Source organism: Piscinibacter defluvii (genome assembly GCF_004011805.1).
GTDB lineage: Bacteria > Pseudomonadota > Gammaproteobacteria > Burkholderiales > Burkholderiaceae_C > Piscinibacter > Piscinibacter defluvii.
On record NZ_RCHJ01000005.1, the window covers coordinates 15,302 to 30,219 of the forward strand.

The following is a 14,918-nucleotide window of genomic DNA, read 5'->3' on the forward strand; positions in this document are numbered from 1 at the left end:
AGCCCACGCATGAATCACCGTCGTCCCGCGCCGCTGCTGGCGGCAGCCGCGCTGCTGCTCTCGGGCTGCGCTGCCAACACCTACCTCGACGCCAAGCGCAACACCGCCGCCGGCGGCCAGCAGGAGCGCGACATCGCCGCTGCGAAGACCGACCTGGCCACCGCGCAGGCGCAGAACACTTCGCTCCAGGACCAGAAGCTGCAGCGCGAGCGCGAGATCGAGCGCAACAACAAGCGCATCCGCGCCCTCGAGTCGGACCTGAAGAAGCAGGACGCCGCGCTCGCCAGCGCGCTCAAGGCCAAGCAGGTCTCGCAGGCGCGCTACAACGAGCTGAAGAAGGAAATGGACGCGGTCAAGGCCGAGACCCAGTCGGTCGACCTGCAGAACAAGGGCGACGCCTTCGCCGCGCCCGACGCCAAGGCCGATGCGGCCAAGGAGGCGCGGCTCAAGGAACTCGAGCGCCGCAAGAAGGAACTCGAGGCCGCGCTGGCCGGGCTCACGAAGAGCTAAGGTTTGCAGCCGGCCGGCGCCATCGCATCCTGCGTGGCCCGGTTCATCTGCTCCACCACCTCGGCCGCGTTGCGCGCGGTGAACACGCGACCGCCGGTGATCTGAGCGGCGCAGTTGCCGGCGCCGGTGCCGGTGATGTCGACCACGTTGATCTTCAGCCGCGGCTTGGCGCGCTTGAGCGCCGCGGCCACGGCGCAGGGGTCGCGGCCGCAGCTCTCGACGCCGTCGGAGATGATCACGATGGTCGAGTCCTTGGTCACGCCGTCGACCAGCGCGCCGCCCTTCTCGATGCCGTCGGCCAGCGGCGTGCCGCCGCGCGGCTCGATGCCCTGGATCTGCCCCATCAGCGCGCCGCGCTGGCCCGGCCCGTACATGCCCATGCTGCGCGCGTTCGGGCACTGCTCGACCAGCACCAGGCCGGTGTTCAGGTCCGAGGGCAGGCGCTGCACCACACCCAGCGCGGCGCGCTTGGCCACCGTGATGCGCTTGGGCTCGCGCTTGAAGCGCTCCAGCGCCGCATTGCCGGCCGGGCCGGCCAGGCCGCCCAGGCCGAACTGGCGCATCAGCGCCTCGGCCGCGGCGGCGCCGGCCTGCTGCTTGATCTGCGCGTCCGACACGTCGACGCTGAAGTCCATCGAGCCGGAGGCATCGAACACGATCGCCATGTCGGGCGCCAGCTCCTTGGGGCGCTGGCCCGGGCACATGTTCTTCGCCTCGCGGATCGCCTCGTCGCGGCAGTGCTTCGCCATCGTGCCCAGGATCTGCTGCTTCAGCGCGTTCGCCTGTGCGCTGTTGCCCTTCAGTTCGGGCTCGTTCTTCAGCATCGCGGCGAGCGCCTTGCAGTCCTTGCCGGCCTCGGCGATGCGCTGCTTCAGGTCGGGCTTGGGCGGCGCCGGCTGCGAGGCGGGCGGCTCGGGCGCGGAGGCGATCGGCTCCGGCGCGGAGGCCGCCGGCGGCACCGGGTCGACCACGCAGGCGCGCAGAGGCTTGGCGTTGCGCTTGGCGGCGAGCTCCTCCTCGAGCGCCCGGTTGCGCGCCTCGGCCTGGGCGATCTGCTCGGCCAGGCCGGCGTCGGCCACCGGGGACTCGCTGCAGCGCTTCCAGGCGAAGAACAGCAGGTACAGCAGCACCAGCGCCAGCAGCGCCCACAGCAGCCAGCGCTTCCAGCCGCCGGAGCCGGCCGCGGCCGCCGCCGCAGGAGCGGCCGGCGGCGGCACCACGGGGGCACCTGCAGTCGCGGCCGGCGCCGTGGCTGCTGCCGCGGCCGCTGCCGGCGCGGCTGCGGGTGCCACCACCGTGCCCGGTGCCGCATGGCCCCACAGCACCAGCACCGGGCGCCCGCCCACGCTGTAGAGCCAGTCCCCCGGCGGCTGCCGCGTGGCCTGCTCGAGCATCTGCGCCAGCACCGCCGAGGCCGGGCCCTCGCCGCGCAGTTGCTGCGCCAGGCCGCGGATCTCGCCGAGGAAGCGTTCGGCGCGTTGCTGCAGCTTGCCGCGTTCGTCCTCGGGCAGCTGCGCGGCCGGCGTCACCGCGCCGGCGAGGTTGGTGCTCCAGGCGATGCCGCCGTCGGCGTCGGGCTTGGGCAGGGCCAGCAGCTCGGCGTGGTTCTGGCCCAGCCGGCTGCGCAGCACGCCGACGATCTGCTCGTGCGCCGCCGTCAGCGTGCGGCCGCCGACCTGCAGCGCCTGGCCGGCGTCGGCGCGTGTCCTGGTCAGGCCCTGCGGCAAGCGAGACTCCCCGTGGTTCGTGTCGGCCGTGCGTCGTGGCACGGCCGTCCCGCAATATACGGGAAGCGTCCGGGGCTTCCGCGGCCCCGATCAGGCGCGCGACACCGCCAGCGCGCGCTGCCAGGCGAGCAATTGCCGCTCCAGCTCGGCGATCTGTCGGTCCATGCGGGCGATCTCCTGGTCCAGCGCGCGCCACTCGGCGTCGCTGCCGCCGGCGCTGCGCGCCTGCTGGCCATGCCGGGCGCGGCTCGCTCGGGCGCTGTCGAGCGCGGCCTGCAGCGACTCGATGTTCTGCTGCTCGTGCCGGCGCAGCGCCTCGGCCTGCGCAGCGGAGATCTGGCGCGCGTCGACGTCGGCGCGCAGCCGCACGAGGCGCGCCTGGGCGTCGCGCAGCGACTGTTGAGCGGCCGCGAGCAGCCGGGCCAGGGCCTGGTTGTCCTGCTGCACCCGTTCGGCCGCCTCGCGCAGCGAGGCCAGCTCGCGCCGGTTGCGCTCGTCGCGCTCGGCCACCGCCTGTGCATCCGCGGCCCCCGCGGCCGCGCCGGCCGCCGCGCCGGTCTTGCAGGCGCCGCGTGCCGCGCCGCGCGCCGGGCCCTGCGCCAGCACCTCGAGTGCGGCGCCGACGCAGCCCTGCAGCGCGCCGACGCCGGTGCCGCCGAGCAGGATCTCGCCGCGGCGCGCCGGGTCGTCGCTGCGCGCAGCGCTGGCCGCCGCCTCGCCGAGCACGAGGCCGAATTCCAGCAGGCTGGCGGCCCGCGCGCGCCCGGCCTCGCCGGCCTCGGCCTGCGCCCCCGCGCACCCCAGCAACACGGCCAGCATCACGTGGCCGCACAGAACGATCGCCTTCATCGTCGAACCTCCCTGCGTTGCGGCACCGCCCACCGGCGCCCATGCGCTTGCGACGCACGAGGCCGCGCCCGGTCAGGAAGGGAATGCCCGGCCTGACGTTCCGGCGCGCGGCGCGCCGCAGGGGCATGGACACGAGCGCGTGCGGGCCTGCCTATGATCGGTACCCGAGGGAGGGCCGAGATGGAGGGAGAGGAGTTCCTGCGCCGCATGCGCGCCGGCGACGCGACGCTGTGGGACGAGCTGATGCCCGCGCTGCGCACCATCGCGCGCGGCGCCTGCCGCGACCTGCGCGTGTTCGACGAGCTGCGCGACGACATCGTGCAGGAGGTCGCCTTCAAGGTGTTCACCGACTGGACGTCCTACCGCGCCGAAAGCAAGCTCGGCACCTGGATGTATTCGATCGCGCGCCACCGCTGTCTCGACGAACTGCGCAAGCGCCGGGTGCGCGGCGAGGGGCGCGCCGACGATCCGGTCGGCGCCGACGGCGACGACCCGCCCGAGCGCGGCGAGCACTGGCACCCGGACATGGCGCAGTCGCTGTGCGTGCAGCAGGTGCTGCGCGAGCTCGAGTCGCAGGGCGAGGCGCGCCAGGGCAGCCGCCGCATGGTCGAGGTGCTGCTGTGGTGGGTGGAGAACGGCCCGGGCACCGAGGAGCTGGCCGCCTTCCTCAAGACCAGCGTGGCCGCGGCCAAGGAGCGCAAGAGCTACATCCTGCGCCACGTGCGGGCCTTGTGCCGCAAGTACTGCGGGCACGACGAATGTGTGCTCTCCGCGGCGGGGTGAGAAATGGCCAACGATCCCGACCGTGACGCGGAAGACTGGTTCGAGGCCCTGGCCGGGCGCCGCGAGGGCGATGCCGGCGCGCGTGCGCTGCGCGAGGCGCTGCAGGCCCAGGCGCGCACCCTGCGCGAGGCCGAGGCGGCGAGCGCCGCGGACCTCGACGCGCAGGAGCGCGCGCGCATGGATTCGCTCAAGGCCCGCCTGCAGGCGGCCGGTGCCTTCCGGCCCGCGCCGGCCCCGGCGCCCGCGCCCGGCCGGGGCGCGCGCCTGCGCACGCTGCTGCTGGGCGACTCGTGGCAGCGCCCGCTGGCCATCGCCGCCGGCGTGGTGCTGGCCAGCGTGCTGGCGCTGCGCCTCGCGCTGCCCGGCGGTGACGACGACGACCCGTCGCGCACGCTGCGCGGCGCGCCGGGCACGAGCATCACCGCCCCCGACCCGGCCGCGAAGTCGGCCTCGCTCGAGACCCTGCTGCGCGGCGCCGGCGCGGAGGTGGTCCGGGTGCAGGTCAACGCGGCCGAATGGAGCCTGCTGGTGACGGTGCCCGATGCCGCGCGGCTGTCCGCGGTGCGGCAGCTGCTGCGCGAGTCGGGCTTCCAGGCCGACGGCAACCCGCCCTTCGAACTGTCGGTGCGTGCGCCGCGATGAGGCTGCTGCGCCGCCTGCTGCTGGGGCTGCTGCTCGGGTGCGCCGCCGTCGGCCTCGCGGCAGCGCAGGGCCGCGACGCGCAGGAGGCTGAACTCGCTGCCGCCGTGGCCGCGGCCGAGCAGGCGCAGGGACCGGACGGCCCCGCGGTGCTGGAGCCGCTGCGCTCGCTGGCCGACCTGCTGCGCCAGCGCGGCAGGCTGGCCGAGGCGCTGCCGCTGGCGCAGCGCGCGCTCGCGCTGGCCGAGCGCCTGCACGGCCCGGAGCACCTGGAGGTGGCCGGCGCGGCCAACGAGCTCGGCCTGGTGCTGGTCGGCCTGGGCCGCTTCGCCGAGGCGCAGGCGCTGCTGCAGCGCAGCCTGGCGCTGCGCGAGCGGCTGCTGCCGGCCGACCACCTGGACATCGCCAACAGCCTGAACAGCCTGGGCGAGCTGTACCGCCAGGCCGGCCCGCAGGCGCAGGCGGCGGCGATGTACGAGCGGGCGCTGGCCATCGTCGAGAAGCAGCTCGGCCCCGAGCACCCGATCACCGCGCTGGTGCTGAACAACCTGTGCGCGGCACAGCTCGAGGTCGGCCGCTACGACCTGGCGCTCGCGGCCGGCCGGCGCAGCGTCGCGATCTACGAGAAGCTGGCCGGCCCGGAGCATCCGATGACGGCGCGCGCGCTGAGCAACCTGGCCGAGGTCTACCGCGGCCTGGGCCAGCCGGAGCAGGCGCTGCCGCCGATGGAGCGGGCCTTCGCCGCCTTTGAGCGCGCCTACGGCCCGGACAACCTCGAGGTCGCGCGGCTGGCCAACAACCTGGCGGGGCTGCACGAGTCGCAGGGGCGGATCGACGCGGCCATTCCGCTGTACGAACGCAGCATCGCGATCGTCGAGCGCCAGCTCGGGCCCGCGCACGCGTTCCTCGCCAACCCGCTCAACAACCTGGCCAGCCTCTACCAGGAGCGCGGCCGCGTCGCCGAGGCCCTGCCGCTGCACCGCCGCGCGCTGCAGCTGCGCGAGCGCATGCTCGGGCCGCAGCATCCGCTGGCCGCCGTGAGCCGCCACAACATCGCGCTCGCACTGCTGGCCGACGGGCAGCGCGACGCGGCGCAGGAGGAGCTGCAGCACAGCATCGTGCTCGCCGCGGCCGACCCGGCGGCGCGCGAGCTGCTCTGGCACGGCCAGTCCGACCTGGCGCAGCTGCACGCCGCGGCGGGGCGCAGCGAGCTGGCCATCCTGTGGGGCAAGGAGGCGGTCAACACGCTGCAGGGCCTGCGCGGCGGCATGCCCGCGCTCGAGCGCGAGCTGCAGCGCAGCTACCTGCAGAGCCGGCGCGCGCCCTACGACCGGCTGGCCGACCTGCTGATCGCGCAGGGTCGAATCGCCGAGGCGCAGGAAGTGCTGCAGATGCTCAAGGAGGCCGAGCTGCACGAGGGCCTGGAGCGCGGCGGCGCGGTCGACCCGCGCAGCACGCGCATCGAGCTGACCGGCCTGGAGCGCGAGCGCTTTGCGCGCTACTACGCGCTGCGCGACCGCCAGGCCGCGCTGGCCGCCGAGCGCCAGGCGCTCGAGCGGCGCCGTGCCGGCGCGCCGCTGCCGGCCGCGGACGCGGCGCGCCTGAAGGAGATCGTCGAGCAGCTGATGCCGGTGGCCGAGCAGGCGATGACCCGCTTCTTCGCCGAACTCGAGCGGGCGATGGTCGGCGCGCCGCCGGAGCCGGGCCGGCCGGCGGCAGGCGTGGAGGCGACCCGGCTGCGCCGCGCGGTCGACGCGCTGGCCGCCAGCGAGCCGGCGGCCGCGGCGGTGGGGCTGCAGTACCTCGTCAGCGACGAGCGCCTGTCGATCGTGCTGAGCCTGCCGGGCAGCCCGCCGATCGCGGTGCAGCAGCCGATCGGTCGGCGTGCGCTGCATGCGCGCCTGGCCGGTCTGCTGCTGCAGCTGCGCAACCCGGCCGCCGACCCGGCCCTGCTGCGTGCCGGGCTGCGCGAGCTGCACGGCTGGCTGGTGGCGCCCATCGAGGCCGACCTGCAGCGCTTCGGCGCCCGCACGCTGATGCTCTCGCTCGACGACCAGCTGCGCCTGCTGCCGTTCGCCGCGCTGCTCGACGAACGCGGCCGCCACCTGGTGCAGGACTACACGCTCGCGCTCTACAACGAGGCGGCGCGCCAGGCGCTCGAGAAGCCGGCGCCGCCGGCCTGGCGGGTGGCGGCGATGGGGCTCTCGGAGCCGGTCGACGACCTGCCGGCACTGGCGGCCGTGCCGCAGGAGCTGGCGGCGGTGGTGCGGGCACGCGGGGCGAGCGGCGAGGCCTGGCTGAACCGCGCCTTCGACCGCGCGCGGCTGCTCGCCACGCTGAACGCGCCCGGCTACAACGTGCTGCACGTGGCGAGCCATTTCGTGCTCGAGAACGGCGCTCCCGCGAAGTCGCGCCTGTACCTGGGCGACAAGAGCCGCCTGACGCTGGCCGACATCGCACGCGAGGACCTGTCCTTCGGTCGCTTCGACCTGGTCACCTTCTCGGCCTGCGACACCGCGCGCGGCGGCGGGCGCGACGCCACCGGCCAGGAGCTGGGGAGCCTGTCGGCCAAGACGCAGAACCAGGGCGCGCAGGCGGTGCTGGCCACCTTGTGGAAGGTGGACGACGCCAGCACCTCGGGCTTCATGCAGCAGTTCTACGCGCTGCGCGGCGAGCGCGGCCTGAACAAGGCGCAGGCGCTGGGCGCGGTGCAGCGCGACATGATCGAAGGCCGCCTGCGCGGCGCCGGTTCCGACTGGCGCACGCCCTACCACTGGGCGCCGTTCGTGCTGATGGGAAACTGGCGATGACGCCAGGGGGCAACTGGCGATGACCGGCCTGCTGCGGCGCGCACTGGGCGCGCTGCTGCTGGCGGCCTGCGGCGTGGCCACGGCGCAGGCGCCGCCCGCGCGCGAAGAGACCCTGCGGGCCGCGCTGCAGGCCGCCGAGGCCGAGCCGGGGCCGGACGGCGCGGCGCTGTTCGAGGCCCTGGCCGCACTCGGCGACCACCTGTCGGCCGGCGGGCGGGCCGAGGAGGCGCTGGCGTTGTGGCAGCGCATGCTGGCCGAGGCCGAACGGCGCGCCGGCCCGGACCACCTGCTCGTGGCCAGCACGCTGGAGCGCCTGGCCGGCGCGCACATCGCGCTCGGCGACCCGGCGCAGGCCCTGCCGCTCTTCGAGCGCAGCCGCGCCATCCTGGCCGCGCGCCAGGGGCCGCAATCGCGCAGCGTGATGATCTCGCTGGCCAACCACTCGGTTGCCCTGCGTGCGCTCGGCCGTCTCGACGACGCGGCGGCGCTGCTCGACCGGGCGCTCGAGATCGGCGAGCAGACCCTGCCACCGGACCACCGCGATCTCGCCGGGCTGCTGCTGAACCGCGCCGTGCTCGCGATGTCGCAGGGCCGCAGCGCGCAGGCGCTCGCGCTGTTCGAGCGTTCCGGCGCGATCCTCGAGCGCCAGAGCGGCGCGCCGGGCATCGAGCTGGCGATGAACCTGCTGAACCGTGCCACGCTGCTCGACATGACCGGGGACCCGGCCGGCGCGCTCGCCCTGTACGCGCGCGGCCTGCCGATCCTCGAAGCGCTGCGCGGAGCCGACAGCCCCGACGTGGCCACGGTGCTGGACAACCAGGCCGGTGCGTTGCAGCGCCTCGGGCGGCTCGACGAGGCGCTGCGCCAGCGCGAGCGCGCGCTGGGCATGCTCGAGCGCCTGCGCGGGCCGGACCATCCGACCCTGGCCACCCTGCTGAACAACATCGCCTACCTGCATCACCTGCGCGGCGACCTGGGCCGTGCGCTGCCGCTGTTCCAGCGCGCCGCCGCGCTGATCGAGGCGCGCTTCGGGCCGGAGCACCCGGAGCTCGGCGCGGCGCTGGGCAACCTCTCGATGACGCTGCTGTCGCTCGGGCGCCCGGCCGACGCGCTGCCGCTCGAGGAGCGTGCGCTGCGCATCGCCGAGCAGCGCCTCGGCGCGACGCACCCGGACGTCGCGCTGCGCCTGAACAACCTGGCGCGTGTGCACGGCGATCTCGGCCGCCACGAGGAGGCGCTGGCCCTGTACCGGCGCAGCCTCGCGCTGCGCGAACTCGACACCGCCGGCAACCCGGCGCTGGTTCTGGTGGCGCGCAACAACGTCGCCGCGCAGCTGATCGATCTGGCGCGCTGGGACGAGGCGCGTGCCGAACTGCAGCGCAGCCGCGCGCTGCTGGCCGGCCTGGCCGGCGACCACACGCTGGAAGAGGCCACGCTGCTGAACAACGAGGCCGCGCTGGAAGCGCTGGCCGGGCGCTGGGAAGACAGCGTGCCGCTGTTCGGGGCGGCCATCGCGCGTGCCGACGCCGGAGCGACCGGGCGCGACGTGCTGTGGAAGGCGCAGAGCGGGCTGGCCGCCGTCTACCGCCGGCTCGGCCGGCCCGAGCTGGCCATCCTGTGGGGCAAGGAGGCGGTCAACACGCTGCAGGGCCTGCGTGCCGAGCTCGCCGGGCTGGAGCGCGGCCTGCAGGCGAGTTACCTGCAGGACAAGCGCGCCGTGTACGACCAGCTCGCCGACGCGCTGATCGCGCAGGGCCGCCTCTTCGAGGCGCAGGACGTGCTGCAGATGCTCAAGGAGCAGGAACTGCAGGAGGGCCTGCAGCGCGCCGAGCCGGTGGACCCGCGTCGCACGCGCATCGCGCTGACCGGCGTCGAGCGTGAACGTTTTGCGCGCTACTACGCGCTGCGCGACGGCCAGGCCGCGCTGGCCGCCGAGCGGCTCGCGCTGCAGCAGCTGCAGGCGGCGCGGGCCCTCACGCCGGAGGAGGCGGCACGCCTGAAGCAGATCGTCGAGGTCGAGATGCCGCCGGCGGCCGAGGCGATGCGTGTCTTCCTGGCCCAGCTCGAGCGCGACATGGCGCGCACCGGCAGCGTGCCCGCGCAGCCGGCCGGCGGCGAAGCGAGCCGGCTGCGCCGCGCCGTCGACGCGCTCGCCGCCAGCGAACCGGCGGCGCGCGCCGTGGGCCTGCAGTACCTGGTGACCGACGAGCGCCTGTCGATCGTGCTGAGCCTGCCGGGCAGCCCGCCGCTGGCGGTGCAGCAGCCTGTCGGCCGACAGGCGCTGTACGAGCGCATCACCCGGCTGATGCTGCAGCTGCGCCACCCGCGCAGCGACGCGGCGGTCTGGCGGGCCGCGCTGCGCGAGCTGCATGGCTGGCTGGTGGCGCCCATCGAGGCCGACCTGCGGCGCTTCGGCGCCCGCACGCTGATGCTCTCGCTGGACGACCAGCTGCGCCTGATCCCGTTCGCCGCGCTGCTCGACGAGCGCGGCCGCCACCTGGTGCAGGACTACACGCTCGCGCTCTACAACGAGGCGGCGCGCCAGGCGCTCGAGAAACCGGCCGCACCGCGCTGGCGGGTGGCGGCGATGGGCTTGTCCGAACCGGTGGACGACCTGCCCGCGCTCGCGGCCGTGCCGCAGGAGCTCGAGGCGGTGGTGCGCGTGCGCGGTGCGGGCGGCGCGGCCTGGCTGAACCGGGCCTTCGACCGCGCACGCCTGCTCGGCACGCTGGACTCGCGCGAGTACAACGTGCTGCACGTGGCGAGCCACTTCGTGCTGCAACCCGGTCTGCCGGCGCAGTCGCGCCTCTACCTGGGCGACAAGAGCCGCCTGACGCTGGCCGACATCGCGCGCGAGGACCTGAAGTTCTCGCAGTTCGACCTGGTCACCTTCTCGGCCTGCGACACCGCGCGCGGCGGCGGGCGCGACGCCACCGGCCAGGAGATGGAGAGCCTGTCGGCCAAGACGCAGAACCAGGGCGCGCAGGCGGTGCTGGCCACCTTGTGGAAGGTGGACGATGCGAGCACCGCCGCCTTCATGCGGCGCTACTACGCGCTGCGCGGCGAGCGCGGGCTGAACAAGGCGCAGGCGCTGCGCGAGGCGCAGCTGGCGATGCTCGAGGGCCGGATGCGCGCGCCCGGCCGCGACTGGGGCGCGCCCTACCACTGGGCGCCGTTCGTGCTGATGGGCAACTGGCGCTGACGAATCCTTCCTGACCGCCGCGCCCGCCGCGCGTCCGACCTGCAAGCGCGACGTTTCGCGCCAGGAGGACGGGATGAACGGGATCTTCGACATGGCGCTGGCCACCACCGGCGGGCTGATGACGGCAGGCGGCCTGGGCTACGCGATGCTCGCCGTGGCGGTGGCCGAGCGCTTCACGAGCGCCGAGCGCGGCGCGAACGGCTTCACGCCGCGCGACGTCGGCCTGGCCTACGAGGACGTGCGTTTCCATGCCCGCGGCGACGACGTGCGCCTGGCCGGCTGGTACCTCGGCGCGCGCTGCCCGCGCGGCGCGGTGGTGCTGGTGCACGGGCGCGGCGCGAGCAAGGGCCACGAGCTGACGGTGCAGGCGATGGTCCTGGTGCGCCGCCTGCTCGACGCCGAGCTGAGCGTGCTGATGCTCGACCTGCGCGGCCACGGCGACAGCGACCCGGCGCGCCTGACCTATGGCTGCAACGAGCGGCTCGACGTGCTCGGCGCGGTCGACTGGCTGGTCGAGCGCGGCTACCGGCCCGGCACGATCGGCGTGCTCGGCGCCTCGATGGGCGGCAGCGCGGCGATCGCCGCGGCGGCCGAGGAGCCGGCCATCGGCGCCGTGGTCAGCGACAGCGCGTTCGCCGACTTCGCCGCGGTGCTGCGCCACAACTTTCCGCGCGTGATGCGCACCCGCCTGGCGCTGGCGCTGCTGCCCGGCGCGCTGTGGTGGGTGCGGCGCTGGACCGGCGTGGCGCTGCAGGCCTTCCGCCCGGCCGAGCTGGCGCGCCGGCTGCGCCAGCGGCCGCTGCTGCTGATCCACTCGAAGGGCGACCGCTTCGTCACCGCCGAGCATGCGCAGCGCCTGGCCGACGCGGCCGGCACCGAGGCCTGGCTGAGCGACACCGAGGGCCACGTGGCCACCTTCGTGGCCCAGCCGCAGGCCTACGGAGAGCGCGTGGCCGGCTTCTTCGGCCGCCACCTGGTGCGGGCGTAGGCCGCGGATCGGGGGCAGAATCGGCCGCATGACGACCGATTCCTCCCCGCGCTGGAAGCACGACGGCGTGCGCGTCGTGCCCGGCGACCGGCACGATCCGAACACCGCGCAGACCCCCGGCATGGACCGGCAGGCGGCGATCACCTTCGCCCGCGTCGGCGCGCGCAAGCTGTGGGCCGGCACCGTGCACATCCACCCGAACGCCAAGACCGGCGCGCATCACCACGGGCCGCTGGAGAGCGTGATCTACGTGGTCACGGGCCGCGCGCGCATGCGCTGGGGCGAGCGGCTCGAGTTCACGGCCGAGGCCGGCCCGGGCGACTTCATCTACGTGCCGCCCTTCGTGCCGCACCAGGAGATCAACGCCAGCCCGACCGAGAAGCTCGAGTGCGTGCTGGTGCGCAGCGACGGCGAGGCGGTGGCGATCAACCTCGACATCGAGCCCGCCGAGCCGCCCGAGAACGTGCCCTGGGTCGACCCGACGCACCCCGGCTGACGCACCCGCGATGAGCGACCACCCGGCCTGGCATGCCGCCACGCGGCTGCTGCACGACGACGCCGCGCTGAACGAGGACGCGGCCGTGGTGCCGCCGATCCACTACAGCGCCACCTTCCGTGCGCGCGACGCGGCCGAGTTCGCCGAGATGGCAAACCGGCCGCGCCACCCGCGCTACTACACCCGCTACGGCAACCCGGTGCACGAGCGCGTGGCGCGCGTGATGGCCGCGCTCGAGGGCACCGAGACCGCGCTGCTGACCGCCTCCGGCATGGGCGCGATCAGCACCGCCGTGCTCGCGCACGTGCAGGCCGGCGACCACGTGGTCGCGCAGACGCGCCACTACATGAGCACGGCCAAGCTGTTCGACGAGCTGCTGCCGCGCTTCGGCGTGCAGGCCACCCTGGTCGAACAGAGCGACGCGGCGGCGCTCGAGGCCGCGCTGCGCCCGAACACCCGGCTCGTGATGCTCGAGACGCCGGCCAACCCGACCCTGGTGCTGACCGACCTGCGTACCGTGGCGGCGCTGGCGCGGCCGCGCGGCATCCTGACCATCGCCGACAACACCTTCGCCGGGCCGCTCAACCAGCGCCCGCACGAGCTCGGCATCGACATCGTCGTGCACAGCGCGACCAAGCAGCTCGGCGGCCACCACGACCTGACGGCCGGCGTGATCTGCTGCAGCGAAGCCCAGGCCGAGCGGCTGTGGCGCACGCACATCACGCTCGGCGCGGTGCTCTCGCCGATGGACGCCTGGCTGCTGCTGCGCGGGCTGCGCACGCTGGACGTGCGGCTCGAGCGCATCAACGCCAGCGCGCTGGCGCTGGCGCAGTGGCTGGAGCGCCAGCCGGCCGTCGAGCGGGTGTACTACCCGCTGCTCGAAAGCCACCCGCAGCACGCGCTGGCGCGCGCGCAGATGCGCGGCGGCGGGCCGGTGATCGCGTTCGCGCTGCGCGGTGGCTTCGAGGCCACCGGCCGTTTCGTCGCCGCGCTCGAGCTGGCCACGCATGCGGTCAGCCTGGGCGGCGTCGAATCGCTGGTGGTGCACACCGCGGCGATGTGGGCCGGCACGATGAACGAGGCGCAGCTCGCCGCGGCCGGCATCCCGCCCAACTTCGTGCGCTTCTCGGTCGGCCTCGAGCACCCCGAGGACCTGAAGCGTGACCTGGCCCAGGCGCTGGCCCGGGCCTTCCCGGAGCATTGAGATGAAACTACCCCAAGCTCACTTCGTTCGCTGCCCCCGGGGGGCGCGTCAGTACCTTCGGGCGGCCGGGCGGTACTGACATGAACCCTGTCGTGATGATCACCGGCGCCGCCGGCGCCCTGGGCCGCGCGGTGGCGCAGCGCTTCGCTGCCGACGGCGCGCAACTCGTGCTGCTCGACCGCGACGAGCAGGTGCTCGCCGGCCTGTTCCCGGGCGCGGCGCTGGTGCTGGCACCCGACATCACCGACGAGGCCAGCGTCGGCGCGGCGGTCGCGCGCGCGCTCGAACGACTCGGCCGCATCGACGTGCTGGTGCACGTGGCCGGCGGCTTCGAGATGGGCGAGACGGTGGCCACGCTGTCGCGCGCCTCGTGGCAGCGCATGATGGACCTGAACGCCTGGTCCTTCGTCGCGCTCGCGCATGCGGTGGTGCCGGCCATGCAGCGCCAGCGCGGCGGCGTCGTCGTGGCCGTCTCGGCCGCGGCGGCCGGGGCCGGGCAGGGGCTCAAGGGCGCCTACATCGCCTCCAAGAGCGCGCTGCAGCGCCTGGTGGAGACGCTGGCGCAGGAGGTGGCGGCCGACGGCCTCCGCGTGCTCAGCGTCGCGCCGACCACGCTCGACACTCCGGCCAACCGCGCCGCGATGCCCGACGCCGACCGCAGCGCCTGGGTGAGCACCGAGCAGGCGGCCGAGACGATCGCCTTCGCCGCCTCGCCGGCCGGCGGCGCGCTGGGCGGGCCGCATCTGCGCCTGGGGCGCTGAGCCCGGCGGCCGGGGTTGCGTCCGCGCGCCCGGCGGCGACGTATCTGTCTGCAGCAACCCGAGGAGTCGGATCCCCATGAAGCTGCTGCTGAAGTTCAACCTGGTGTTCCTGGTGGTGTTCGCCGCCGGCCTGGTGCTGGCCGCCACCATCGCGCGCTCGCTGCTGCGCGAGGACGCGCAGCACGAGGTGATCGAGCGTGCCCGGCTGCTGATGGAAAGTGCGGTGGTCGCCAGCAGCTACACCGCCAGCCAGGTGGCGCCACTGCTGCACGAGCAGATGCGCAGCAGCTTCCTGCCGCAGTCGGTGCCGCAGTACGCCGCCACCGAGACCCTGGCCGCGCTGCGCGGCCAGTACCCGGACTACTTCTACAAGGCCGCGGTGCTGAACCCGACCAACCCGCGCGACCGCGCCGCCGACTGGGAGGCCGACGTGATCGCGCAGTTCTCCAAGAACCCGAAGCAGCCCGAGCTGATCGGCGTGCGCGACACGCCCACCGGCCCCTCGCTCTACATCGCCCGCGCGATCGTCCTGAAGAACCCGGCCTGCCTGGCCTGCCACAGCACGCCGGCGGCCGCGCCGGCCACGCTGGTGGCGCGCTACGGCCCGAACAACGGCTTCGGCTGGACGCTCGACGAGCCGCTGGGCGCGCACATCGTCTCGGTGCCGATGACGGTGCCGCTGCAACGTGCCGACCGTGCGCTCGGTGTCGTGGTCGGCCTGCTGGCGGCGGTGTTCGTGCTGATCGGCGGGGCGCTGAACCTGATGCTGTGGCGCCTGGTGCTGCGGCCGGTGAGCCGGCTGTCGGCGATCGCCGACCGGGTCAGCCTGGGCGAGCTCGACGCGCCCGAGTTCGGCGTGCGCTCGCGCGACGAGATCGGCGTGCTGGCCGAATCGATCACCCGCATGCGCACGAGCCTCGTGCATGCGATGAAGCTGCTCGGGGCATGA

The 14,918-nt window shown here is 74.7% G+C and carries 12 protein-coding genes; 10 read left to right on the plus strand and 2 right to left on the minus strand.

The features are described from left to right. Window positions 1-9: 9 nt before the first annotated feature. Window positions 10-510: a hypothetical protein gene (locus D9C15_RS15640; RefSeq protein ID WP_127998884.1), complete on the plus strand. Its 501-nt coding sequence runs from the start codon at window positions 10-12 to the stop codon at window positions 508-510. Here the strand turns inward: D9C15_RS15640 and D9C15_RS15645 are convergent. Further along, a complete protein-coding gene (locus tag D9C15_RS15645; protein ID WP_127998886.1) occupies window positions 507-2,237 on the minus strand; it encodes a vWA domain-containing protein in 1,731 nt (576 codons plus the stop codon). The genes D9C15_RS15640 and D9C15_RS15645 overlap by 4 nt on opposite strands. A 90-nt stretch (window positions 2,238-2,327) precedes the next feature. After that, a complete protein-coding gene (locus D9C15_RS15650) occupies window positions 2,328-3,086 on the minus strand; it encodes a hypothetical protein (protein ID WP_127998888.1) in 759 nt (252 codons plus the stop codon). Between the two features lie 180 nt (window positions 3,087-3,266). Here D9C15_RS15650 and D9C15_RS15655 point away from each other — a divergent pair, with 180 nt between their 5' ends. From D9C15_RS15655 to D9C15_RS15690, 9 genes are all read left to right on the plus strand, one after another. Then, a complete protein-coding gene (locus D9C15_RS15655; RefSeq protein WP_164886738.1) occupies window positions 3,267-3,869 on the plus strand; it encodes an RNA polymerase sigma factor in 603 nt (200 codons plus the stop codon). A gap of 3 nt (window positions 3,870-3,872) precedes the next feature. Beyond that, the gene (locus D9C15_RS33420; protein WP_164886739.1) at window positions 3,873-4,511 is read left to right on the plus strand and encodes a hypothetical protein; all 639 of its coding nucleotides are present in this window, start codon (window positions 3,873-3,875) and stop codon (window positions 4,509-4,511) included. Next, complete coding sequence (locus tag D9C15_RS15660; protein WP_164886740.1) at window positions 4,508-7,318, plus strand: tetratricopeptide repeat protein; 2,811 nt, start codon at window positions 4,508-4,510, stop codon at window positions 7,316-7,318. The genes D9C15_RS33420 and D9C15_RS15660 overlap by 4 nt, the downstream gene beginning before the upstream one ends. Before the next feature lie 19 nt (window positions 7,319-7,337). Then, window positions 7,338-10,520: a CHAT domain-containing tetratricopeptide repeat protein gene (locus D9C15_RS15665; RefSeq protein ID WP_127998894.1), complete on the plus strand. Its 3,183-nt coding sequence runs from the start codon at window positions 7,338-7,340 to the stop codon at window positions 10,518-10,520. A gap of 73 nt (window positions 10,521-10,593) precedes the next feature. Next, complete coding sequence (locus D9C15_RS15670) at window positions 10,594-11,508, plus strand: alpha/beta hydrolase (RefSeq protein WP_127998896.1); 915 nt, start codon at window positions 10,594-10,596, stop codon at window positions 11,506-11,508. Window positions 11,509-11,536: 28 nt separating this feature from the next. Next, window positions 11,537-12,004, plus strand: a complete 468-nt coding sequence (locus tag D9C15_RS15675; RefSeq protein ID WP_127998898.1) for a cupin domain-containing protein — start codon at window positions 11,537-11,539, stop codon at window positions 12,002-12,004. A gap of 10 nt (window positions 12,005-12,014) precedes the next feature. Further along, the gene (locus D9C15_RS15680; RefSeq protein ID WP_127998900.1) at window positions 12,015-13,208 is read left to right on the plus strand and encodes a trans-sulfuration enzyme family protein; all 1,194 of its coding nucleotides are present in this window, start codon (window positions 12,015-12,017) and stop codon (window positions 13,206-13,208) included. Between the two features lie 80 nt (window positions 13,209-13,288). Beyond that, on the plus strand, window positions 13,289-13,969 hold the full coding sequence (locus D9C15_RS15685; RefSeq protein ID WP_127998902.1) for an SDR family NAD(P)-dependent oxidoreductase: 681 nt from the start codon (window positions 13,289-13,291) through the stop codon (window positions 13,967-13,969). A 76-nt stretch (window positions 13,970-14,045) separates the two neighbouring features. After that, window positions 14,046-14,918 carry a Tll0287-like and HAMP domain-containing protein gene (locus D9C15_RS15690; RefSeq protein WP_127998904.1) on the plus strand — a complete coding sequence of 291 codons (873 nt, stop codon included), beginning with the start codon at window positions 14,046-14,048 and terminating at the stop codon, window positions 14,916-14,918.

Bases quoted from the DNA above. Each gene is read 5' to 3' on its own strand.
- D9C15_RS15640 (WP_127998884.1), top strand. From the start codon at position 10: ATGAATCACCGTCGTCCCGCGCCGCTGCTGGCGGCAGCCGCGCTGCTG.
- D9C15_RS15650 (WP_127998888.1), bottom strand. From the start codon at position 3,086: ATGAAGGCGATCGTTCTGTGCGGCCACGTGATGCTGGCCGTGTTGCTG.
- D9C15_RS15655 (WP_164886738.1), top strand. From the start codon at position 3,267: ATGGAGGGAGAGGAGTTCCTGCGCCGCATGCGCGCCGGCGACGCGACG.
- D9C15_RS33420 (WP_164886739.1), top strand. From the start codon at position 3,873: ATGGCCAACGATCCCGACCGTGACGCGGAAGACTGGTTCGAGGCCCTG.
- D9C15_RS15660 (WP_164886740.1), top strand. From the start codon at position 4,508: ATGAGGCTGCTGCGCCGCCTGCTGCTGGGGCTGCTGCTCGGGTGCGCC.
- D9C15_RS15665 (WP_127998894.1), top strand. From the start codon at position 7,338: ATGACCGGCCTGCTGCGGCGCGCACTGGGCGCGCTGCTGCTGGCGGCC.
- D9C15_RS15670 (WP_127998896.1), top strand. From the start codon at position 10,594: ATGAACGGGATCTTCGACATGGCGCTGGCCACCACCGGCGGGCTGATG.
- D9C15_RS15675 (WP_127998898.1), top strand. From the start codon at position 11,537: ATGACGACCGATTCCTCCCCGCGCTGGAAGCACGACGGCGTGCGCGTC.
- D9C15_RS15680 (WP_127998900.1), top strand. From the start codon at position 12,015: ATGAGCGACCACCCGGCCTGGCATGCCGCCACGCGGCTGCTGCACGAC.
- D9C15_RS15685 (WP_127998902.1), top strand. From the start codon at position 13,289: ATGAACCCTGTCGTGATGATCACCGGCGCCGCCGGCGCCCTGGGCCGC.
- D9C15_RS15690 (WP_127998904.1), top strand. From the start codon at position 14,046: ATGAAGCTGCTGCTGAAGTTCAACCTGGTGTTCCTGGTGGTGTTCGCC.